Genomic DNA, 22,174 nt, shown 5'->3' with positions numbered 1-22,174 from the left:
TCGCTGAGACCTACGAACCGGATCCGTGAGTTTCCGCCCCGTCCGATTTCGCTTCAAGCCCCAGCTTTTTCGCTACAAAAGCCGTTGTGCTTGCTTGGAAAAGGATGGTGATTAATACCGCCATAAAAGTAACACTTGCAATCAGGTCGCTGTGCTCAATCCCCATACCGGCAACCATCCCGCATAAAGCCGCCGGAATGACACCTGTTTCGCGAACCCAGAACATGAACAGGATTTCATTCCATTTCCACTTGGCTTTACGGTCCGGCCACGTACAGATCAGAACCGTCAGCGGTCGCGAAATAAAGATGAAGACAAAGATGACACCGAGGCTCGTCCAGAAATGTTCGAGAATGACGGGGAAATTCACTTGGCTGCCAAGAAGAATGAAAATGAGCATGCGCATGATGACGGTAATATTTTCGGAAAAATGTTCCATTTCGTGCCGTTTGTCTTCCATATCGAGCTTGAACGTACCGGCATTTCCCCAGATGAGCCCTGCCGTAAAGGTTGCCATAAAGCCGCTGACGCCGAGGAGTTCACCGGCCATATAAGCTCCTAATGATGTAACAATCATCGCAATGGTGGCATAGTCCCTTAGCATCCCAAGCTTCAAATGCGAGGTCAGGAAGGTCATGGCATAACCGATCACAGCTCCAAGGAGAAGCCCGCCGAGTGCTGTTTTAACAAAATCAAGAGTGCCTGAAAGCAAGGAAACTTCCCGTGTACCTAGAAGGATAGCAATGATGGAAAATGTCAAAATGGAAGCTGTGGCATCATTAAATGCCGACTCGCTTTCCACCGTTTCTCTGACTTTGGTCCGGATCTTGACCTGCTTAAACACCGGAATGAGTGTCGCCGGATCGGTTGAAGCAATAATCGCCCCAAGCAGCAAAGCATACAGCCAAGGCAAATTCAGCAGGACGTGCGCGGCCGCCGCGACAACCCCGCAGGTGATGATCACGCCGGGGACGCTCAGCATGCCGACCGTCAGCCAGACTTGGCGCAGACCGGCGAGCTTGATGTTGCGCCCTCCGTCAAAAAGAATGAGAGTGGAACCGATAACGAGGATGAATTGATTCGTAAAGGAAGCGCTGGGTTCATAAATCCAGTGCAGGGCTTGACCTGCGATCATTCCGGCCATAAGAAACAAGGCAACATCCGGCAGTTTCAGCCAGTTCGCCGCCTTGCCGAATAACATCCCAAGTCCGAAAATGAGCACAAGCAGCAAAATAACATGTTCGATGAGTTGGGTTGTCACATTGTCCATTATCGAATGACTTCACTTTCAAATTCTTCAATTTGATCGTTCGTCCCGATGATGATCATGACATCATTTTCGTTCACGACGTCCGTTGCCGTAGGAGCAATAATGACTCCCGTTTGCTTGTTGACCGCCACAACGCTGCAGCCATATTTGGCTCGAGGGTCCAATTGTTTAATCGTTAACCCACACAGCCTTTTTGGTACAGAAAGTTCCGCAATGGTATAATCTTTAGAAATTTCGATATAGTCCAATAAATTCGGAGAATTCAGCTGATGCGCCACGCGAATCCCCATATCGCGCTCAGGATAAATCACGCGGTCGACCCCCAGCTTGTGCAGAACTTTCCCGTGCAGCTCTGAAAGGGCTTTGGCTACAACCTTTTTGACCCCTAAATCCTTGAGGACAATGGCTGTTAAAATACTGGATTGAATGTCGTCCCCAATCGCCACGACCGCGCAATCGAAATTACGCACGCCCAACGATTTCAACACATCCTCATCCGTAGCGTCGGCGACAACGGCATGCGTAAGCTCATGGCTCATCTCGTCTACCGCTTCTTCATCCTTGTCAATCCCCAGCACTTCGTTGCCCAGCTTAATGAGCTCCTTGGAAATGCTTGCTCCGAACCGCCCAAGCCCGACAACTACATATTGCGTCTTCTTCATCTGTTGTGCTTCCCCTATCCAATCGTGATTTTACCCTCTGGGTATCTGTATAATTCTTTCTCTTGTTTCGGCTGCAGCGCATAAGCAAGAGTGATCGGGCCTAGCCGCCCGGCAAACATCGTCAAGCTAATGAGAATTTTACCGAAAGTGGTTAAATCCGGCGTCAACCCCATAGTCAGCCCCACTGTCGCGAACGCGGAGGTAACTTCAAACAATATTTTCAATAACTGTGCGGACTCTGTTGTCGATAGCAGCATGGTCACGGTAATGACTAGAAATAAAGCCAGCATCGTTAAGGTAATCGCCTTAAGAATACGATCTTTCGCCAGACGATAACGGAAAATGACAATGTCCTCTTTCCCGCGGATCATGGTCACAATGGCGGCGATCAAGATGGTAAACGTCGTCGTTTTGATACCGCCCCCCGTCGAACCTGGCGATGCACCGATAAACATAAGAATCACAATGAAAAATTGGGATGCCTGACGAAGTGCGCCGATATCCACCGTATTCGGACCCGCGGTCCGCGGCGCAACCGATTGAAAGAAGGAAGCCAGTATTTTTCCGCCCAAATCAAGCGAGCCCAACGTTCTGTTATTCGTATATTCGAATATAAAAATGATAAGTGCTCCTGCCACGATGAGAGTGCCGGTCATACTAAGCACAACCTTGGAGTGCAGGGACAGCTTTCTCGTTTTGCGAAATTCCATCAAATCTGCCATAACAACAAATCCGATACCGCCGAGCACGATCAGCGCCATCGCCACGAAGTTCACAACAAAATCGTTCGCATATCCCGTGAAGGAAACGAAAGGAGCGTCGACGGTCCCGAATAAATCGAACCCTGCATTGTTAAACATGGATATCGCATGCCAAATACCGAAATACAGCGCTTTAGAAAAGCCGAGATCAAAGCTCCAACGAATCGTGAAAATGACAGCTGCAATCGCTTCGATGGATAAGGAATAAATAACAACTTTGCGGATCAGACGAACAATGCCTTCTATACTCCCTTGATTAAATGCCTCTTGAAGCACCAATCGCTCCTTAAGCGTAATTTTCTTGCGGAACATAATAGCCAGCAATGTCGCCATGGTCATGAAGCCTAAGCCGCCCAATTGAATCAAGCTGACGATCACAATTTGACCGAACATCGTGTAGACGCTCCCTGTATCCACAACAACAAGACCTGTCACGCAGGTAGCCGAAGTCGCGGTAAAAAGCGCATCGATGAAAGGAATGGACTTGCCTGTCGCGGATGCAAACGGAAGGGTGAGAAGCCCTGCTCCGACAAAAATAATGACGGCAAATCCCAAAACTAGAATTTGCGGAGGTGTCATCTGCCAAATACTTAATTTTTTACTCATAAGGCCTCCTGATCGATGTGCAAAAAACAAGCCCTCCTGTTTGAGTGCTCTCAACAGTAGCCTTCCCCGTTATCTTGAAGTAATTCGGCTTATCATGCAAATATAGGTATTATATAACTGTTTAGATTGTATTTCCACACCTAAAATTCGCATTCTCTTTAAACTCATGGTAACGTGGAATTTATGGTTTCATATTTGTGAATTCAGAAGGGAACTTAACGATGCCAAGGCCTAAGTTAAACCGAATTCTCCTTATCCTTGCCTGTATAGGCATACTCCTTTATGCCGTCGTAACCGTGCTATATGGCTTACAGCCTGAAGAAGCTCCTGCAGCCGAGAATCCTTCCATAACGAAACAACAAGCCGCAAAATACGCATCGACCTTTGTCAATGAGCGGTACTCGGTCAAAGGGACAGAAACATTTGTCGCCTATCAATCCAAGAAAGAACGCAGCGGGTATTTGCAAAAGGAACATTTGTCCCCAAAATATGACGAAACTTACGGCAAGCGCTACCCTTTGGACTACTACCAAGTGAATGTGACAGATCCCAAGAAAGACCGTCAATTTGAGGTTGAAATTAATTACACGGACGGCACCGTAGTCGGATGGCGGGAGACGTACTCTGGCAACGGCGAGCATGCGCTCATCAGCAAGCAGAAAGCCGACATTATGGCCAAGCAGGAAATGCGGGCGCGGGGGCTTGACCCCGATGACATGAAAGCCATCGATAAAGAAGAAACCGGACAGCAAGCTTCCGGTCTCGTTCTATACTATGAAAAACAATCTCAGCCAATGGGCGAAGCGAAATTGCAAGTCCGCACGCAATTCGATGATCAAAGCTTGGTTGGCTACAGCGTTTTGTTCAGCGTGCCCGCTTCACATTTGGCTTGGCTGGATGCCCAGGATCGTTCCGCTTCCGTTATGACTTGGATTTCAATGGGCTCCACGCTCATCATGACTCTTGCAGCCATCGTCTTTGCCATTATGTACCGGAAGCAAATGAGATTCAGCAACGGCTTGCTGCTTACCGCTATTTTCTTAGCGATTTATATTACAAATAACTTTAATATGTATCCTTCATTCCGATCCATAAGCGGCGGCGGGTCGAATGCTGAATTCGCTACTTGGGCAACCATCGTATTCATGAATGTGCTGGCGCTTGCACTCGGCATTTCGGTCTATCTTTCATTGGTAGCAGGCAATGGCTTATGGAAAGCGATTGGACAGCCAAAATGGCCGGCTTGGAAAGAACACAAGTTTGGCGCGGAAGTGTTTTACGGCATGGGACGCGGCTACTTGCTGGCCCTCTTCATTCTCGGCATTCAGCAGGTCCTGTTCTATACAGGCGACGTACAGTTCGATGTTTGGGCGGTCAACGATCCGTCCGATTCGATGCTCAACATGGTAGAGCCCCGCTTCTTCCCATTGATGGCTTGGGTTGCGGCGATTTCGGAAGAAGCCACCTACCGGCTGCTCGGCATCATGTTGTTTAAAAAGCTTTTCCGCAATAACTTTATTGCGATTGTCATCCCTAGTGTAATTTGGGCAGCCAGCCATACCCAGTATCCGATCTATCCGGTCTACACCCGGTTAGTCGAAGTAACGATCATCGGCATTATTCTCGGTTATGTGTTTCTCAAGTACGGCTTTATTACCGCCGTCTTCGCTCATGCCTGCATGGACAGCATCCTGATGGGAATGTCACTCTTCTCCTTAGGGCATGCGGGCGATGTGCTTACAGGCCTCTTCTATCTCGTGCTCCCTGCTCTCGTCGGCTGCTTCCTGGCCTGGCTGCATGGAAAAAGGCGGAGCCCCCTTATTCCTGGGGAGCCGCCGCCTCGCCTTGGAGCGCTTTGAGAATCTCGCTCGCTAATTTTTCACCTATACCCAGAGGCTTGAAGTCTTGGACTTCGGCCTCTTTTATTTTGCGCACGGAGCCAAAATGCTTCAAGAGAGCCTTCCTCCGCTTCTCCCCGATACCGGGTATCGCGTCGAGCTGGGACACGACCATGGACTTCGCCCTCGTCTCCCGATGGAACGTAATCGCGAACCTGTGAACCTCATCTTGAATTCGCTGCAGCAAGTAAAATTCCTGGCTGTCGCGCGGCAGCGGAATAACCTCTGCCGGATCGCCCATCATCAGCTGCGCTGTCTTATGCTTCGCATCCTTGACGAGACCGCAGATTGGAATGAACAGGCCCAGCTCATTTTCCAGCACGTCGACCGCCGCGGAAATTTGCCCTTTGCCTCCGTCCACGACAATGAGATCCGGCATCGTCAGATTGTCCTTGAGCACGCGCTCGTACCTGCGGCGAATAACTTCTCGCATCGTTTCGTAATCGTCCGGACCGACGACCGTTTTCACTTTATATTTGCGGTACTCTTTGCGATCGGGCTTTCCGTCCACGAAAACGACCATCGCGGATACCGGGTTCGTCCCTTGAATGTTCGAGTTATCGAAGGCTTCGATCCGGCGGATCTTGCCCATGCCGAGCCACTCGCCGAGATTTTCCACCGCTTTGGTCGTGCGGCTCTCGTCCCGCTCAACCAAGCGGAATTTCTCTTCCAGCGCGTTGCGGGCGTTATCCTTCGCCATATCGACCATTTGCTTCTTCAGCCCGCGCTGCGGAATGTGCACCTTGACCTTGAGCCACGATTCCAGCGCCTCGCGGACATCCTTTTCTTCCGTCTCAGCCTGTTCCGAAGGCTCGGGCAAGAAGATCTCCTTCGGCAGCGCCGGATTGTCGATGTAGACCTGTGTCACATAGGTCATGAAATCGCTGTACTCATCCCCGTAATACGGGAACAGCGAGACATGCCGCTCGATCAGCTTGCCTTGACGCATATACTGGATGTGCACAGCCATCCAGCCCTTGTCTACCGCGTAACCGAACACATCGCGGTCCTGCGCGTCGACGGCATTGATCTTCTGCTTCTCCATGACCGCGTCGATGCTCATGATATGATCGCGCAGTTCCTTCGCGCGCTCGAAGTTCAGTTCTTCGGCTGCGGCCAGCATTTTGGTCGTCAGCTCTTCTTTAATGACGTCGTGTCCCCCGTTCAGGAAACGGGAGATTTCCTGCACCATTCGCTCGTTCGTCTCGGCGGATACTTCGTACTCGCAAGGCGCCAGACACTGCCCGATATGATAGTATAGGCATACTTTATCGGGCATCGTCTTGCACTTGCGCAGCGGATACAACCGGTCCAGCAGCTTCTTCGTCTGCTGGGCCGCAAAGGCGTTCGGATAAGGGCCGAAATACTTCCCCTTATCCTTGTACACCCGCCGCGTAACTTCCAGGCGCGGCTGCGCTTCATGTGTAATCTTGATGTATGGGAACGTCTTATCATCCTTCAGCAGTACGTTGTACCGCGGATGATGCTGCTTAATCAGATTACACTCAAGAATGAGCGCCTCCATGTTCGAGGAGGTAATGATATATTCAAAGTCGCGGATTTCGCTGACTAGTTTTTGCGTCTTCGCACTGTGGCTGCCTGTGAAATAGGAGCGCACCCGATTTTTCAATACTTTCGCTTTTCCCACATAAATAATCGTGCCTTCGCGGTTTTTCATAATATAACAACCCGGCTTATCCGGCAATAACGAAAGCTTATGCTTAATCATTTCCAGACGCTGTTCACGGACGGCTGCGTCCTCATGCTCATGTTCCAAATCCGTCATGATTCCTTTCTCCTTTCGCGCACAAAAAAAAGCTCATTTTCAGAATAGCAGAAAATGAGCTTTTTCACACGAACAATTGTTTCTAATTCGAAACAACTTATTGATGACGAGCTACTACGTTTTTCAGAGCATCTTTGGATTGGAAACCAACCACTTTGTCAACAGGCTGGCCGTCTTTGAAAACGATCAGCGTTGGGATACTCATAACGCCAAAGCGAGCAGCGGATTCCGGATTGTCATCCACGTTCACTTTTGCGATTTTCAAGGATTCCACTTCTTTATCAAGCTCTTCCAGTACAGGAGCGATCATTTTGCAAGGTCCGCACCAAGGTGCCCAGAAGTCTACAAGTACTGTACCTTCGCTTTCAACTTCAGCTTTAAAGCTGTTATCAGAAACATTCACGATTGCCATGATAGTTCCTCCTTCTAAGAATAGATTTATAACATCAAGTAGTTTACTTGCTACCGATGAACGTCAACATGTAAAGTATACCACACCCATAGGCCATTTCAACCAAACCATAAGTTAGCAATTCGGCGGCGCTGAAACCTACTTAGCCGGCATACCTACAGGCAGCCCCTGAAGCCTTTGCTGCTCGATATAAGCGATACGATCCTTCAAATTCGCTTGCAGCATCTGCAGCATTTCCATTTGCCGCTCAATGTCCTGCAGCTTCTCTGTGTAGAGTGGCAGCAGATCGTCGCATTGGGACTCCTGGTTTTTCATGACGCAGTTTAGAAAGCTTTCAATTTGTTCGGTCGTAAAGCCCAGGCTCAAATAAAACTGAATGGTTTTCACGCGCTCAACCGCCATTTGGTTAAACACCCGATAACCGTTTTCTTCGCGCTGCGTCGCGATAAGTCCTTTAGCCTCGTAGTACCGCAAGGAACGAATGCTGGCACCCGTAAGCTTGGATAATTCACTAATCCGCATGGCTTTCACCTTTTTCCTTTTCCTTGATCAAGTAAGGATGATGTTATTGTAAACCATAACACTAATGTTAGAGTCAAGTCTTATTTTACACTTTCCGCTGCTGTCTGTTATTGTTTGCATAATTGTCACTTCCATAAGCTTTACAACTTTCGACGAATTTGGGTATACTAAGCTTAAACTTCGAATGTCGGACGTTAGGGGGTAACCACATGAGCGATCCTAAACACCCTGAGCTTCACGTGTATGAAGAGCCGCGCAACGATTTCATGGATGTAGGTATCGGATTTGGCGTGTTCTTTGGTATCTTGTTTATCATTGCAGCCGTTGCAACTGCTATCCAAGTGATGAAATAGGGCCTGTACAAGCCTATAAGTGAACCGCTTTGCACTGCTGTGTAAAGCGGTTTTTTCATTAGATCATTCCCTATTTATTTGCAAAAGGAGATTATCGACGAAATGATTCTAGTTCATCCAGACCGCCAAAAACTCATCTCTTATATCGGCTTAACGAACGCTGATTTACAACTTTTAAAAAGCAAAGAAGAAGCCTTCAAACACATCGTAGACAAGCTGGTTGACCAGCTCTACGCAGAAATCATCCAAGAGCCTGAGCTGGTGGCCATTATTGGACAGCACAGCACGATTGAGCGGCTCAAGGAAACGCAGCGTTGGTATTTTCTATCCATGGCATCCGGACTGATTAACGATGAATACATAACGAAGCGATTGTTTATAGGCAAGGTGCACTCGCGCATCGGCCTGACAACCTCCTGGTACTTAGGTACTTATTTAAAATACACCGACATCGCCTCGCGGCATTTTAAAGAAACGATGCCTGACGAGTGGATGCATGTGCTGCATGCTCTAAGCAAAATGTTCAACCTGGACAGCCAGCTTGTGCTGGAAGCTTACGAGCAGGATGAGAAGCTGAAAATTCAGACGCTGGTGGACGAGCAAAATGTGATGCTCACGACCATCTCCCGCGCTGTGCAAGACCTTGCTTCTATGATGGTCGAGCTTGGCGGAAGCTCCCAAACCGTAGCCGATACGGCGATCAAAACGGCGGAGTCGCAGGATCAATCCAATCTTCGCATCGACGAACTCCAGCACGAAATTAAAGATATTTCGAAAATGGGTACCGTCATGAAAGAGATTTCCGATCAGACGCATCTGCTCGGTCTCAATGCAGCCATCGAGGCTGCCCGCTCTGGCGAGCACGGCCGCGGATTTGAGGTTGTCGCCAACGAGGTGCGCAAGCTGGCCGCGCATTCCCGGGAAGCGCTCGACACGATTCAAGCGAAGCTTAGGCTGATTACCCAGAAGCTTGAACTGGTCCAGAAGGGCTCCGAAGAAACTACACACTATGCGCGAACACAAGCTGCCAGCGCGCAGGAATTAACTTCCTTCGTTCAAATGATCGAGAGCGTCACTGCCCAATTGGAAAAATTAAAGAAATCATAATATTCCTTTTATTAAGAAAGACCCTTCCGCCCACGATTTCAGTGGATAGAAGGGTCTTTGTGTATGGATCTGGCGCTGTCCGTGCTCTACGTTCTCCCGCGCTTATTCGTACCTGTCACCTCTACCACGTCAACAAATGGGCGAATTCGGTCCATAATCCGTTGTCCTTTATATTCCTCGTCGCCATCTTTGTTCGTGAAGCTGAAATGCTTCTCCAGATCGTTCAGCGCATAGTTCGACGTGAAGAACGTCGGTTTCCGGTTCATCCGGTGATTCACAATGGCGCCAATGACATGATCCCGGAGCCATGGATTCAAATTTTCAGCGCCGATATCGTCAAAAACGAGCAGATCTGTTTCTTTCAGAAGATCAATCGTTTCCTTCAGCTTGGACGGTTCCTGGAACATGCCTTTCAAATCCTCGGCAAAATCCGGCATATAAACGATAGCGCCGGTCATGCCCACCTTCGCGAGCTGATGCAGCATATAGCCCATCAGGAACGTTTTTCCTGTGCCGAACGACCCGCATAAGTACAGCCCGCGTGTTTGAAGCCCGTTTTCCATCGTTTGGTTGACATAGTCATTAATTTGCATGACGGCTTTCGCCCGGTCTAAATCTGTCTCCAGGATGTCGCCGAACGAAAAGCTGCGCGAAATCATTCGCGGATCCACGTGGAAAGTACGGATACGGGAAGAAATCGCATCCTGCAGCTGCTTCGAAGTGAACTTCTTGCACGCCACTTTTTCCTCGTGAATGTACATTCTATCCTTGTCCGCATCAGCCGTTAGCATCGTATAGTGCCCCGTCATATCATTCGGGCAGCTATCCAGGCCGGGGCAGTTGGAGCAGGTTTTGTACTCCGTCACATATTGGTACAGCTTATTCATATTAATCTTGATCGTATAGTCATCGATGAACGGATATTTCTGGCGAAATTTGTGAACTAAGGCGTCATCCATGACCGCCTTGATTTTGGCTTCCGCCTTTCGTCTCCATTCCGAATCAGGCATCGTTTTAAGAATGTGCGACAGCGATTCCATAGTTGCGGCACCTCCTGCAATTTATTTCTTAGCTCGCGGTTTCATCCGATCCGGTGCTCAGCTTTTCCGATTAAAGCGCTCATCCAGCTTCTGCGCCATTCTTCTGGCCGCCTCCAACTCTTCTTCCGTCAATCTGGAAGAAGCGGCAGCGCCGGCATCCGGCACGACAATCGGGATATGCGGCTTTTGCGTTTTGCCCTGCCGGCCTCTGGTCACAGAGCCGCCGCCGGCTTTGGCAGCCTCAACTTTGGATGCAGCCTTCTGCTTGTAGCTGATTTTCTCGCGAACATACTCCACGGCTTGCTCGTAAGTGACAATTTGCTTGCCCAACATATCCGAGGCGACGGCTTCAATCGAAGACTTCGCCCAAGAACGGCGGTCGATGTGCAGGAAATGGATCAATACATTGATCACTTCTTCGTTTAACTTATAATTCAGATCAATTTTCTCAAATATATTAAGTACGCCGTCTGGAATTGAGCCCTGCGTAAAGAACATTTTCAGGACTGCCGTATACGGCTCGTTACGCATAATGTAATTGTATTGATGATCCGTGCATTCGCCGCGCAGCTGCTGCGGAACTTCCAAATAATACGCCATTTCAACCGACTTTTCGCCTGCCTGATCTGCCGAGTCGCCGGCTTCCGCCTCTTCCGATCTGGAAAGTGTTCGCACTCTTTCCTCATCTCGCTTCTTGCTTTGCCTGTAGAAGAGATTCGCGTTGTACTGCATGAGATCCATTTGCAGCTCGCCTTCTTCGCTAAATGAACCATCTTCATCCAACAACCGGCATGTTTCCTGCAAAGAAAGATTGTACTTCTTGGCCACGATATTAATGGCCGCCATCTGATCCGGCTTATGCTTGAGAGCCTCGACAAAAATACGATTGCTCGCCCCGCGCGGAAACCTCATAATAATATCCGCATACTGGAACCCTTTGGTCGTCACATCCAAGCGGGGTTCTCCCTGTTTACTGGCCGACGCCTCATACAGCGCTTGCTCAAGCTCATAATCAACTACCTGGGTATTCAACCTGAATAGGTCATAGAAAGGAACGGACAGATTCTCTTCGCTAGCCTCTCTAAATTCCTCCGGCTCCGGCGCAAGCAAATCTTCCCGAAGGGAGAGCAGCATGAACTTGCCGACCTTATCGCGGAGCAGCAGCGTCAAATGCTGATTCCTGAAAAATTCATTAGGTCCTAGCGGCTGGAACAATGTATAAACAAAAATATAATCTTCTTCATCCGGCAAAAACTTGCGGGTTGTCTGCAAGAGGCCAATCGCTTCAAGCTTCGAAGATTGTTCAATTAAATATTTGCGGCCCCGCTCTCCCTGCTCAAGATCCAACAGCAGAAATAATTTGCGCTGCTGCTCCAGGGGCGAAAATCCGACTTTTTCCGCGCTCATTTGCTGATAGAGAGCCTGATAGAGACTTATCGCCAAACCACCGATCATTGGCTGATACATCATCGCCAACATTTTAAAATCCAAGCTGCTCAAAGAAAACTCACGGCCTACACAAAACCTGTGATTTTCCGTGAAATGAAGCATATTCGTCATTCTCATCCGATTACAGCACCATCCTGCCTAGGCTCAACCGATTGCCATCCATCGTACTGGCATCTCGGTTTCTCTCTACTAGTCTACCACAAAAATCGACAGGCTTGGTATCTATCCGAGAGAAAGATAATTTTACCTAAACTAAGAAAAACCGTCAGTTTATCCTTACCTGAGGGTCTTATTCGTTAACGGAACATTCGGATTGTTGTTTATGCTTGCTGCCCCATTCTTTCATTAGCAAAATAATCGGCGTCAAGGTTTGACCGAACTCCGTTAATGAATATTCCACTTTAGGAGGCACTTGATGATACACCTCTCGATGAACAATGCCGTCTCCTTCCAGCTCACGCAGCTGTAAAGTCAACATTCTTTGTGAAATAGATGGACAAATTCGTTTGAATTCATTGAATCTTTTGGTCCCGTCGATCAAGTGATAAAGAAGTACGCCTTTCCATTTGCCACCGATAATATCTAATGTATATTCAACCGGACAGCCGTCCTTATTCTCCGTGCTGCCATGGCCATTTACACGATCGCGCATAATTGTTTGACGCCTCCTTAGTATACAAATTGATACTACATCACACGAATGTGCGTACTTCCTATTTTAAAACGAATGAGCTACACTGACAACATAGCAACTATTGTAATAGGAGATGATCATTTGACTTCCAAAGAAACAATGAAAGCCGTTGGACTTTACCGCTATCTGCCTATTGAACATCCGGAAAGCCTCCTAGACGTAGAAATTGAAAAACCTGTACCCGCAGGCACGGACCTGCTTATCAAAGTCAAAGCCATCTCCGTGAATCCGGTAGACACCAAAGTACGTGCTCCCAAAGAGAAAACGGAAGCCGCACCTCGTATTCTGGGGTGGGATGTTGCAGGCATTGTGGAACAAACCGGACCGGATTGCACATTATTCCAGCCGGGGGATGAGGTGTATTACGCCGGCAGCATAACGCGCCCAGGTGGGAACAGCGAGTTTCATCTCGTGGACGAACGCATCGTCGGCACGAAACCGAAATCGCTGGATTTCGCCGAAGCCGCCGCACTGCCGTTAACAGCTATTACCGCTTGGGAAGCGCTGTTCGATCGGCTTGGCCTGTCACGGAATCAGGAAGAGAATGCAGGCAAATCCATACTGATCATCGGCGCTGCCGGGGGCGTAGGCTCCATTGCCACGCAGCTGGCGAAGCTGGCCGGACTAACGGTTATCGGAACGGCTTCCCGCCCCGAATCGGCGCAATGGGCGAAGGAAATGGGAGCCGATCACATCATCTCCCACTATGATGCTTTCTTGGGTCAATTGAACGCCATCGGTTTTCCAGGCGTGGATTATATTTTTTGCTTAAACAGCACAGGTCTCCACTGGCAGAACATGGCCGATGCCATCGTGCCGCAGGGCACCATTTGTTCCATCGTAGAAACGGACCAGCCGTTGAATATGAATTTGCTGAAAAACAAGAGCGTCGCATTCGCTTGGGAGTTCATGTTCACCCGTCCGATGTTCCAAACAGGGGATATGATCGAACAGCATAATTTGCTGAACGAAGTTGCCCGGCTGATCGATAACGGAACACTGCGTACAACAGTGACTGAACGCCTAACGCCGATCCATGCGGCCAACCTGCGCAAAGCGCATGCGATGCTTGAAGCAGGACGCACGGTGGGCAAAGTTGTTTTAGAGCATTTTGAGGGTAAATAAACAAGCGGGGTTGCCTCAATCCGAAGGCGAAGGAAGTTAACTGGAAAATCTCCCTCTAAATGGCTCGAGTGATGACCTCGCAGGGATAATAGAAGGAAAAACTCCCGTTAATTTGACCGGTCTTCGTAGATTCTCACGAAATCGGTGCAAATAGAGGGAGTTTTTCCTGTTAAATCGATCTGACAAGCTTCTACAGTCAAATTAGAGGGAACTTCTCCCATTATTTTGACCATAGAAGCATACCCGCACAAGGGGCTGTCATATAAATCATGGAAATGACTGGGACAGCTTCTCAAGTGATCATCTACGCCCCAATACCCAGATCGGGTGGCTTTGCTTACCCCTTTCGCATAGGAGAAATCATTCCGATCCGAGACTCCTGTCCACGCTCCCAACTGAATCCTCCCCATTCATGGCAGGATTTAATTGCCTGGCAATCGCCAAGTCCAGCAGCCCCCGCTCCGTTTGCCGCTCTTCCAGGCTTTCCACCCATAAACGTATCAAATCGTTCATCTTGGCTGCGCTTTTTACCGGAATTTGATGCTTCGCATCCTTAAAGAAATAGAGCGAGCTATGAGGCAGCCCTTCATGTAGCAAGTTTGCATATCGATGAAACGAGCCGTCCTTCTGACCGTAAATCAACAGCACCGGGTGCTGAATATTCCCGAGCCGGTTCGTACAAGTATAGCTAAGCGCTTGCTGAAAATACGTACACACATTGTCAGGCGTATCGCTTTGTGAACTCTCGTATAATTGACGGGAGATCGACGCATTGTCCGCATTCCCGTTGGTGATCGCTTTGACCAATAGCTTCATAAGCAGATCGGAGCCGGTCATATGACAAGCCATCCACGCTCTGATTTTGTTATAGACATCCGTTAATTCCGACATGCCGCTGACCACGATGCCCCCCAGAAAACGTTCAGGGTGCTCCAGCAGCGCTTCCAGCACGACCATTCCGCCTGTAGAATAGCCGCACAGAAAAGCTTTCTCAATCCCCACATGATCGAGCAGCATCCTAATATCCTCCGCCACTAGTGGTATGCTGACCGGGCTCTCCGATGCCTTGCTGGACCCGTGCCCGCGAATGTCAAAAGTGATCACCTGGAAGTGCTGGGCTAACTGCTTTTTTTGATAAAAGAAAACCTCTGACGTCAACAGAGGCGAGTGAACAAACACGATCGGGGTGCCGGTTCCTGAAATCTCATAATTCAGAATCGTCCCGCTTAAATTGGCAAAAGGCAAAGTCGCATCCTCCGTAAGGTCAAGTTTCAAGAACTTCACCTTATCGTGACCAACTCTGCCTTCTTTTATGACTTCAGAACATTTTGAAACCTTTGATACGCAGCGTTTTGATAGCTGATCCGCTAAGTATAGCGCCAACCAAACCGCCGATGGCCGGAACGATATCCACAACCGTGAAGCTCTCACCGCTCGACAAGAAAGACGCGGAACCCATCGACCCGTAGATCACAACTCCGATAATCAAAGCGATGAACGCATAGAGCGGGAACCACGTGGTCTTCATCAGCATGTTCAAAATAAAACCGATTCCAAAAAATAACACCATCATTAAGACAGTGGCGATAATCATTTGCAGCAACGTCTGTTCCTCCCTGGTAGAAACGATTCCTTTTCTTATTATTGTAATCCACCAAATGGCACAGGTAAAGTGTACACAAATTGAACATTTATTTCTTCACCCTTTGTTCATTTGCCCTTTCTCCATGAATTGGATACAATGTAGGGGATATTAGCCTTGAATGGAGGAACACTCATGAGTGAAGCCGTACAAACGCTGGAAGGCTGGTATGCGCTCCATGATTTCCGTCTGATTGACTGGAACGCATGGCATGCCGCAACCCCGCAAGAGCGTAAACATGCAACCGAAGAGCTGAATACATTCCTATCCGAATGGCAGCAAATTGAGAACGATAAACTAGGCAGCACTGCCGTATACAGCATCGTGGGTCAGAAAGCTGACTTTGTTTTCATGCAATTGCGCGAAACGCTTGAAGAACTGAACGATCTGGAAAATGCTTTTAATAAATCCAGCTTCGCCGCTTTTACAATCCCGGTATATTCCTATGTTTCTATCGTTGAATTAAGCAGCTACCTAGCTAAGCCCGGCGTCGACCCTTCGGAAGATCCAGAGATCCAAGCACGCTTGAAGCCTGCTCTGCCTAAAGCGAAGCACATCTGCTTCTATCCGATGAACAAGCGTCGCGAAGGCAACGACAACTGGTACATGCTCCCTGCGGACGACCGCAAAACTATGATGCGCAGCCACGGCATGATCGGCCGTACATACGCGGGCAAAGTGAAACAAATCATCACAGGCTCTGTCGGACTGGACGATTGGGAGTGGGGCGTAACGCTGTTCTCCGATGATCCTTTGCATTTCAAAAAGCTCGTTTACGAAATGCGTTTTGACGAAGTGAGCGCACGTTTCGGCGAATTCGGCGATTTCTACGTGGGCAATCTGCTTACACCTGAGAAATTCACTAAACTCATTACTGTTTAAAATAAATTAAAAAAGAAAGCCTGCTCTTCACAAGAGCAAGGCTTTTCTTTTTGTTTATTCCTCATCCTCGTCGTCACGAAGCGCAGCGGCAAGTTCGGCTTCCATCTGCGCTTTGCGTGCGAGATACTCTTCCGTATCGCGGTCACGCTGACGACTCTTTTCCTTCAACCGTTCAATGGCCGGAAGTATGAGAATATCGATTTCTTTTTGTACAACGGCTACATGATCGTAACGTTTCTCAGCCTCTAGAAAGTGGCCGACCTCGATCAGTGCGTTGTAACGATCCAGTTCATCCCGGGTAAGAAGTCCTCTTACTTGGACACTGCAGTGCCGCATGGCGATCCCCCCGTTTACGAATGATGACTAGAAACGCCCTTTGCGAATAACGAGCGGAATTCCGCCAATAATGTAGAGGTATCGCATATCAACCACTTTTTTCATCATGGCTGCCACGTTGCCTTTGAGTTTGCGGGAACCAACGATACCGATCGCTTGGCCTTTGCCTAGGGATGCAACCGTACCTTTGTTGGAGAATTTGAAAGTTTTCATTTGCGAACCGCGAATGGAAGCAATCAGGTTATGAGCGACAGCTTCACCTTGCTGCATCGCGATTTGCGCTGTTGGAGGGAATGGTCTGCCTTCATCGTTCATGACGATGGAACAGTCGCCTACAACATAGATATTGTCGAATTGAGGGGCCCGCAGGAACTCATCGACTTTAATTCTGCCGCGCATCGTTTCAAAACCGGCTTCATCCAGCATGTGGTTACCGCGGATACCGCCTGTCCATACAACCGTAGCAGCTTTAATAAACTCATCGCCCGCGATAAGAACACCTTCCGGTGTGCATTCTTTAATCGCTGTACCGATTTTGAACGTGATGCCTTTGTCTGTCAAAACTTTCATCGCGTACTCAACCAGCTCCGGATCAAAGCCCGGCAATGCGGTTGGAGCCGCTTCAATATTATAAATCTTCACGAGGGAAGGATCGACGTCGAACTCTTTGCAAAGCTGTGGAATACGATCTGCAAGCTCACCGATGAACTCAATACCGGTAAAACCGGCTCCACCGATAACGAATGTCAGGTAATCCTTACGATCCGGCTCACGCTTGTACTTCGCGAATTGATACTCAATGTGCTCGCGAATAAAGCGGACGCTGTTAATGCTGCGAATATTGAGCGCATTTTCTTTAAGTCCAGGGATACCGAACGTTTCAGCTTCGCCACCAAGACCGATAACTAGGTAGTCGTAAGAAAGCGTACCGTCTTCGAGAATAACTTTTTTCTCATGCGGACGGATTTGCGTAACAGTCGATTTCACGAAATCCACTTTGAACTCGTCGATTAGTTTCAAAATGTTCACGCGTGCATTTTCAGGATTATCCGTCCCTGCCGCAGGCATATGGAGATGCGTGGTAATGTAATGATAATCATGCTTGTTAACGAGTGTTACATCAGCTTCATTGTAATTTAACTCTTTTTGCAAACGAATTGCAGAAAGAATCCCGCCATACCCGGCTCCTAGAATAACGATTCTTGGTATTCTACTCATGTTTCTCTCACTTCCATATCCGATTTTATTGTCCCATGGTTTCTCTATCTTGTGAAAAATTACACAAACAGCTTCAAAGGTGGTATATTGCTTCTAGTTTGCACTCACACGTAGTGATTTATGATGAAACAGAATGAAATTCGTCACAACATGGTAAACCGATTCTCATGATATAATATAATTTTAATTAGTAAAGATCAAGTGCTATTTTGGCTTAAAATCAAGCTTACAGCCCATTCTGGCTTGTCCAACCATTGTAAGCATTACTTATCATATTTATAAGCGAATTATATAAAGAAATCACACTTTTCTGTTTCCTTCATTTAAAGAGACGTTTATAATGAAATAATGATTGTGGCAATTCTCAGAATTATCGCACATCAAAGGAAATGAATCGGAGGAGTTTAATCATGATCGAGAGAGAAACTAATCAAGACATCGTCGATATTATCGTCATCGGCGGTGGCCCGGCCGGTATGTTCGCATCCTTCTACGCGGGTATGCGTCAAGCATCCGTGAAAATTATTGAGAGCATGCCGCAGCTTGGCGGACAACTCGCTGCTCTATACCCTGAGAAGTACATTTATGACGTAGCCGGATTCCCTAAAGTAACGGCGCAAGATTTAGTCAATAACTTACTCGCTCAAATGAAACACTTTCCAATAGATGTATGTCTGGAAGAGAAAGTACACCAAGTTGTCAAGAAAGAGGAGCGTCTCTTTGAGATCACGACGGACAAAGGCACTCATACGAGCCGTGCAGTTATTATTACCGGCGGAGTAGGCGCATTTGAACCACGTCGTTTGGAACTTCCGGAAGCTGCGCAATTCGAGAAAAAGAACCTTCACTATTTCGTAAGCGATCTGAATGCTTTCGCCGGTCAAAAAGTAGTGATCAGCGGCGGCGGCGATTCCGCGGTAGACTGGGCGCTTATGCTGGAGCCGGTTGCTGAGAAAGTAACGCTTATCCACCGCCGCGATAAATTCCGCGCTCACGAACACAGTGTCGATAACCTGATGAAATCCAAAGTAAATGTCGTAACGCCGACAGAAATTACGAAACTTCATGGCAGCGACCGTATTGAGCAAGTCACGCTCAAAGATATTAAATCCGGCGAAGAAACGGTTCATGATGTCGATGCCGTTATTGTAAACTTCGGATTCGTATCCTCCCTTGGACCGATTGCCGAGTGGGGCCTTAACATCGAGAATGGCTCGATCGTCGTTGATTCCAGAATGGAAACCAACATTCCGGGTATCTTCGCTGCCGGGGACATCACGACATATCCTGGCAAATTAAAATTAATTGCTGTTGGCTTCGGCGAAGCACCTACGGCGATTAACAATGCTAAAGTTTATATTGACCCGACGGCTAAACTTTCACCAGGACATAGCTCGAACTTGAAATTTTAATCAATCTACATAAAAAGGGGTATTCTATTCCTAATCTTCGGATTAGGAGGAATACCCCTTTGTCTTATATATGTCCGGTTTGCAATGGCTTGCAGGAATTAACCACCGAATGCCCCGTGTGCTCGCATGCTATGTGTGATGGCGGGAGACTAAGCGACTACCTCGGTCCCTACTCCCCATATCGGGAGATTGACGGGCCCTCGATGTCGGATTCGGACAGCACACTATCGGGTCATGATGATCAATGCCTTCATTTGCTCAATTGCCCCGATTGTTCTCACAGTTTAACTATCCAGGTACAATATCTATGAAAATGCGCTTCTCGTAGATGATCAATACGTTCACAAGCTCTAATTCAGAGGAGTTCCATCCTTGATGTAGACTTGCAGTTTCAAATTCCGTCTCTGAATTTCGGCGAGCAATAAATCAACAAAATCTGATTCTAGTCTTAAGTCTAGTGCTTTGTAATAAGAGTCGATCAATGTTTCGTCGCTAATTTGTCTCACTGAAATCACCTTTATTCTATAATTTGTAATTATATTATCATGGGGTTAATAATAGAACAACTGTTCCTTTATCCACAGAATAGTGTGCATATCCTGTGGGTAATTTGTTGATATCCCTCCTAAACGTTATAAAAGCTTGGGGGATATTGTGTATAAAGTTATACACACGCTTGGCAGCCCGGCATTCGATAAAAAAAATTGATCACTATTTTCTTACAAAACGTTGTAAAACTTAATGTTCCCTTCATATAGTTCACAAATTTGAAAAGAAATTTTAATCGCCAGTTAATATTCATCGCTTACAATGTTAGTAGAAAGTTAAATAAAGGAGTGATTGCCATGATCGTCTATGATATTGTACTGAATGGTGAAATCAAAGAAACGATTAAGCCCAAGAAGAACCGTTTGAAAGAAATCTATTCGTTTATGTTAGAGCAAAGCAAACTTATGAAAGCTAAATATGGCGAAAACGTCAAAATTAAAGGCCGCATCGTGTACTAGGAATCTTTCCCCGTCACATGCGGCTCTTTTTTTTTCAACTATGTTTCTTAGATTAAGCCTTTACGATGCAGCACCGTTAACAATCGGTAAAAATCATAGCTTCCATCATTGGGGGTATCGATAAGACCCGCTTTTACCGCCGCGTCCACCGCACCCTTGGCCCATGCCGGAACTTCTTTCAGCGACGCTTGCCCCTCTAATGCGCTTACTCTGGTTTGTAAGGCTGCTATTTGCGCCTGCAGTTGCTCTAACATTTTAATAACCTCCTCATCATACCGCGTTAATCCGTTGCTTTGAATCAAACTATTCAGCTTGCTTGCATAAGCAGTATCCGTGGCGTATCCGCTGTTTTGCAAAGCTTGCGTTTGTTCTCCTGGACTTTTGGCATTACGAACAGTTACATAACGTGAAGACTGAAATAGCAGATCTTGATCCCTAAACCCTGCTACAATCGTAGGATACGCGCGGAAATCACTAGGCACGTTGTCGTAGCGCGTTCCGTTTATGATTTCCCAGGTTAATGCCGAAACCCGGTCACCCTGCCAATATGGCGTAAGCACGCCGTTGCCCACCTTATAACCCACCAAATTGTTCCACGCATTCACAGTTCCACCTGTCTCCAAAATCGCCTGTGCGATGCGGACTGAAGGGAAAATCGGAGAATTTTCCAAGCGCAGCTTTACAGCAATCGGCACAACGAGCTCGATAAATGCTTGTCTGGTTGCCATACACTCACCCCACTTCCTAGTGTAAGCTAGCATACTCTCAATCTATTTTATTCTTCTATGAGAAAAAGGTTCCACTTATATGATTCAAACCCACTTTACTTTTACCTTACGTTAAGGTTTATTAAGTGAAGGGAGGGTTGATTTTATTATGAAAATCAAAGAATTAGCAGCTAAACTTAACATTTCTCCAAGAGCCATTCGCTTTTATGAACAAAAAGGGCTGATCTCTCCGCATAAACAGGAGCACAATTTATATCGAACATTTACGGAAAAGGAAGTATGGCGCTTACAGACGATTATTTCCTTAAGAGAAGCTGGGATGACAATCGAAGACATTAAAGCAGCATTGCCTCAAGCTGACGAAGAAGACCAAGAAGATACCGAACAACTGCAATATTATTTGGAAATGCAGCGATCCATCATCTTTTCCCAGTGGCTGGAGCTGAAACAGATCATTGAAACAACCGATACGATGATCGATCTTTTGAAACATCAACCAACCCTTCCTTTAGACGGTATTTTCCTGCTCGCCGAGGGATCCAAAAGGTTAAGAGAGACCAGGAAAAATTGGAGCGACAAATGGAATTTCGACCATCAAGCCCAAACACATGACAACAATGTTACTAATAATGATAGAGAATATAAGGACTATGAGAAAGCTCTTCAACTAACGGCTGACTGGGTGGCTCCAAAAGCAGGCGAACGAGGACTGGACATCGGCACGGGAACGGGGAATTTAGCGGCAAAGTTCCTAGATAAGGGCATTTCAATGGCAGGTATCGACCAATCCAAAGAAATGCTAAAGCACTGTGGGCGCAAACATCCTCAAATGGAGCTAAAGCTTGGGAACTTTCTTGCGATCCCCTATTTGGACGGACAGTTTGACTTCCTTGTAACCAGCTTTGCCTTGCACCATATTTCCGATGAACAGAAAGTGCTGGCTTTAAGCGAAATGCGCCGCGTATTAAAGCCGCACGGTCGAATATGCATCACGGATTTGATGTTCGTTAATGAAGCGCACAAAGAACAGTACATTGCTGATTTAGAGCAACTAGGCAAGAACGATGACATCCAAATGATTCAAAATGAATACTACGCGATGAGTTCCCTACTACTGAACTGGTTTGAAGAAAACGGTTATATCACAAAACATAGACAACTGAATGAGTTGTTGACTATTGTTTATGCGGTTCCAATTCGATAAATAAATGCTTGACCTTCTCCTTACGTTAATCCTTACGATGTTTATGCAGCGATAACTTAA

The 22,174-nt window shown here is 47.3% G+C and carries 23 protein-coding genes; 8 read left to right on the top strand and 15 right to left on the bottom strand.

Features of this window, described 5'->3' with window-relative positions; translation table 11 throughout:
* Nucleotides 1–10 precede the first annotated feature (10 nt).
* From GC097_RS07170 to GC097_RS07160, 3 genes are read right to left on the bottom strand one after another with little or no spacing between them, the layout of a single operon-like run.
* Complete coding sequence (locus GC097_RS07170; RefSeq protein ID WP_171682633.1) at nucleotides 11–1,270, bottom strand: cation:proton antiporter; 1,260 nt, start codon at nucleotides 1,268–1,270, stop codon at nucleotides 11–13.
* A complete protein-coding gene (locus GC097_RS07165; RefSeq protein ID WP_171682632.1) occupies nucleotides 1,270–1,932 on the bottom strand; it encodes a potassium channel family protein in 663 nt (220 codons plus the stop codon). The genes GC097_RS07170 and GC097_RS07165 overlap by 1 nt, the downstream gene beginning before the upstream one ends.
* A gap of 14 nt (nucleotides 1,933–1,946) precedes the next feature.
* Entirely contained in the window at nucleotides 1,947–3,299 is a 1,353-nt protein-coding gene (locus GC097_RS07160; RefSeq protein ID WP_171682631.1) for a TrkH family potassium uptake protein, read from the bottom strand.
* Between the two features lie 221 nt (nucleotides 3,300–3,520).
* Here GC097_RS07160 and GC097_RS07155 point away from each other — a divergent pair, with 221 nt between their 5' ends.
* Nucleotides 3,521–5,158: a CPBP family intramembrane glutamic endopeptidase gene (locus GC097_RS07155; protein ID WP_171682630.1), complete on the top strand. Its 1,638-nt coding sequence runs from the start codon at nucleotides 3,521–3,523 to the stop codon at nucleotides 5,156–5,158.
* On the opposite strand, the gene uvrC is transcribed toward GC097_RS07155, so the two are convergent.
* The 3 genes from uvrC to GC097_RS07140 form a co-directional block, all read right to left on the bottom strand.
* Nucleotides 5,118–6,983 carry an excinuclease ABC subunit UvrC gene (gene uvrC / locus GC097_RS07150; RefSeq protein WP_171682629.1) on the bottom strand — a complete coding sequence of 622 codons (1,866 nt, stop codon included), beginning with the start codon at nucleotides 6,981–6,983 and terminating at the stop codon, nucleotides 5,118–5,120. The two genes, GC097_RS07155 and uvrC, sit on opposite strands and share 41 nt — an antisense overlap.
* 97 nt (nucleotides 6,984–7,080) lie before the next feature.
* Nucleotides 7,081–7,395: a thioredoxin gene (trxA, locus tag GC097_RS07145; RefSeq protein WP_167062180.1), complete on the bottom strand. Its 315-nt coding sequence runs from the start codon at nucleotides 7,393–7,395 to the stop codon at nucleotides 7,081–7,083.
* Between the two features lie 138 nt (nucleotides 7,396–7,533).
* Complete coding sequence (locus GC097_RS07140; protein ID WP_167062807.1) at nucleotides 7,534–7,917, bottom strand: MerR family transcriptional regulator; 384 nt, start codon at nucleotides 7,915–7,917, stop codon at nucleotides 7,534–7,536.
* 209 nt (nucleotides 7,918–8,126) lie between these two features.
* Here GC097_RS07140 and GC097_RS07135 point away from each other — a divergent pair, with 209 nt between their 5' ends.
* Both GC097_RS07135 and GC097_RS07130 read left to right on the top strand, forming a co-directional pair.
* A complete protein-coding gene (locus GC097_RS07135) occupies nucleotides 8,127–8,270 on the top strand; it encodes a YqzM family protein (RefSeq protein WP_171682628.1) in 144 nt (47 codons plus the stop codon).
* A 102-nt stretch (nucleotides 8,271–8,372) separates the two neighbouring features.
* Nucleotides 8,373–9,377, top strand: coding sequence for a globin-coupled sensor protein (locus tag GC097_RS07130; RefSeq protein ID WP_171682627.1), 1,005 nt, complete (start codon nucleotides 8,373–8,375; stop codon nucleotides 9,375–9,377).
* Nucleotides 9,378–9,463: 86 nt separating this feature from the next.
* Here GC097_RS07130 and dnaI read toward each other — a convergent pair whose 3' ends face one another.
* The 3 genes from dnaI to GC097_RS07115 form a co-directional block, all read right to left on the bottom strand.
* Entirely contained in the window at nucleotides 9,464–10,417 is a 954-nt protein-coding gene (gene dnaI, locus GC097_RS07125; RefSeq protein WP_171682626.1) for a primosomal protein DnaI, read from the bottom strand.
* Between the two features lie 57 nt (nucleotides 10,418–10,474).
* On the bottom strand, nucleotides 10,475–11,983 hold the full coding sequence (locus tag GC097_RS07120; protein WP_171682625.1) for a replication initiation and membrane attachment family protein: 1,509 nt from the start codon (nucleotides 11,981–11,983) through the stop codon (nucleotides 10,475–10,477).
* 172 nt (nucleotides 11,984–12,155) lie between these two features.
* Nucleotides 12,156–12,518, bottom strand: coding sequence for a winged helix-turn-helix transcriptional regulator (locus GC097_RS07115; RefSeq protein WP_171682624.1), 363 nt, complete (start codon nucleotides 12,516–12,518; stop codon nucleotides 12,156–12,158).
* Between the two features lie 141 nt (nucleotides 12,519–12,659).
* Here GC097_RS07115 and GC097_RS07110 point away from each other — a divergent pair, with 141 nt between their 5' ends.
* Entirely contained in the window at nucleotides 12,660–13,685 is a 1,026-nt protein-coding gene (locus tag GC097_RS07110; protein WP_171682875.1) for a zinc-binding alcohol dehydrogenase family protein, read from the top strand.
* Nucleotides 13,686–14,045: 360 nt separating this feature from the next.
* Here GC097_RS07110 and GC097_RS07105 read toward each other — a convergent pair whose 3' ends face one another.
* Entirely contained in the window at nucleotides 14,046–14,969 is a 924-nt protein-coding gene (locus GC097_RS07105) for an alpha/beta fold hydrolase (protein ID WP_312875626.1), read from the bottom strand.
* A gap of 34 nt (nucleotides 14,970–15,003) precedes the next feature.
* Nucleotides 15,004–15,288, bottom strand: coding sequence for a YuiB family protein (locus GC097_RS07100; protein WP_171682623.1), 285 nt, complete (start codon nucleotides 15,286–15,288; stop codon nucleotides 15,004–15,006).
* Nucleotides 15,289–15,462: 174 nt separating this feature from the next.
* Between GC097_RS07100 and hemQ the strand changes: the two genes are divergently transcribed.
* Nucleotides 15,463–16,209: a hydrogen peroxide-dependent heme synthase gene (hemQ, locus tag GC097_RS07095; RefSeq protein WP_171682622.1), complete on the top strand. Its 747-nt coding sequence runs from the start codon at nucleotides 15,463–15,465 to the stop codon at nucleotides 16,207–16,209.
* Between the two features lie 54 nt (nucleotides 16,210–16,263).
* Here the strand turns inward: hemQ and GC097_RS07090 are convergent, their stop codons facing one another.
* Nucleotides 16,264–16,545 carry a hypothetical protein gene (locus GC097_RS07090; protein WP_171682621.1) on the bottom strand — a complete coding sequence of 94 codons (282 nt, stop codon included), beginning with the start codon at nucleotides 16,543–16,545 and terminating at the stop codon, nucleotides 16,264–16,266.
* Nucleotides 16,546–16,572: 27 nt separating this feature from the next.
* On the bottom strand, nucleotides 16,573–17,763 hold the full coding sequence (locus GC097_RS07085) for an NAD(P)/FAD-dependent oxidoreductase (protein WP_167062203.1): 1,191 nt from the start codon (nucleotides 17,761–17,763) through the stop codon (nucleotides 16,573–16,575).
* Nucleotides 17,764–18,173: 410 nt separating this feature from the next.
* Between GC097_RS07085 and GC097_RS07080 the strand changes: the two genes are divergently transcribed.
* Complete coding sequence (locus GC097_RS07080; RefSeq protein WP_246294029.1) at nucleotides 18,174–19,175, top strand: NAD(P)/FAD-dependent oxidoreductase; 1,002 nt, start codon at nucleotides 18,174–18,176, stop codon at nucleotides 19,173–19,175.
* A 350-nt stretch (nucleotides 19,176–19,525) separates the two neighbouring features.
* Here the strand turns inward: GC097_RS07080 and GC097_RS07075 are convergent, their stop codons facing one another.
* Nucleotides 19,526–19,681, bottom strand: coding sequence for a sporulation histidine kinase inhibitor Sda (locus tag GC097_RS07075; protein WP_171682873.1), 156 nt, complete (start codon nucleotides 19,679–19,681; stop codon nucleotides 19,526–19,528).
* A 339-nt stretch (nucleotides 19,682–20,020) separates the two neighbouring features.
* Between GC097_RS07075 and GC097_RS07070 the strand changes: the two genes are divergently transcribed.
* Entirely contained in the window at nucleotides 20,021–20,182 is a 162-nt protein-coding gene (locus tag GC097_RS07070; RefSeq protein WP_171682619.1) for a mechanosensitive ion channel protein MscL, read from the top strand.
* A gap of 47 nt (nucleotides 20,183–20,229) precedes the next feature.
* On the opposite strand, the gene GC097_RS07065 is transcribed toward GC097_RS07070, so the two are convergent.
* Nucleotides 20,230–20,910: a glycoside hydrolase family 73 protein gene (locus GC097_RS07065; RefSeq protein WP_246294027.1), complete on the bottom strand. Its 681-nt coding sequence runs from the start codon at nucleotides 20,908–20,910 to the stop codon at nucleotides 20,230–20,232.
* Nucleotides 20,911–21,058: 148 nt separating this feature from the next.
* Here GC097_RS07065 and GC097_RS07060 point away from each other — a divergent pair, with 148 nt between their 5' ends.
* Nucleotides 21,059–22,114 (top strand): MerR family transcriptional regulator, encoded by a 1,056-nt coding sequence (locus GC097_RS07060; RefSeq protein WP_171682617.1) that lies wholly within the window; start codon nucleotides 21,059–21,061, stop codon nucleotides 22,112–22,114.
* Nucleotides 22,115–22,174 lie beyond the last annotated feature (60 nt).

The sequence above is a fragment of the Paenibacillus planticolens genome (assembly GCF_013141725.1).
GTDB classification, from domain to species: Bacteria; Bacillota; Bacilli; order Paenibacillales; family NBRC-103111; genus Paenibacillus_E; species Paenibacillus_E planticolens.
The sequence above is the reverse complement of the archived record's forward strand: the minus strand, read 5'-3'. Positions and strand labels throughout refer to the sequence as shown.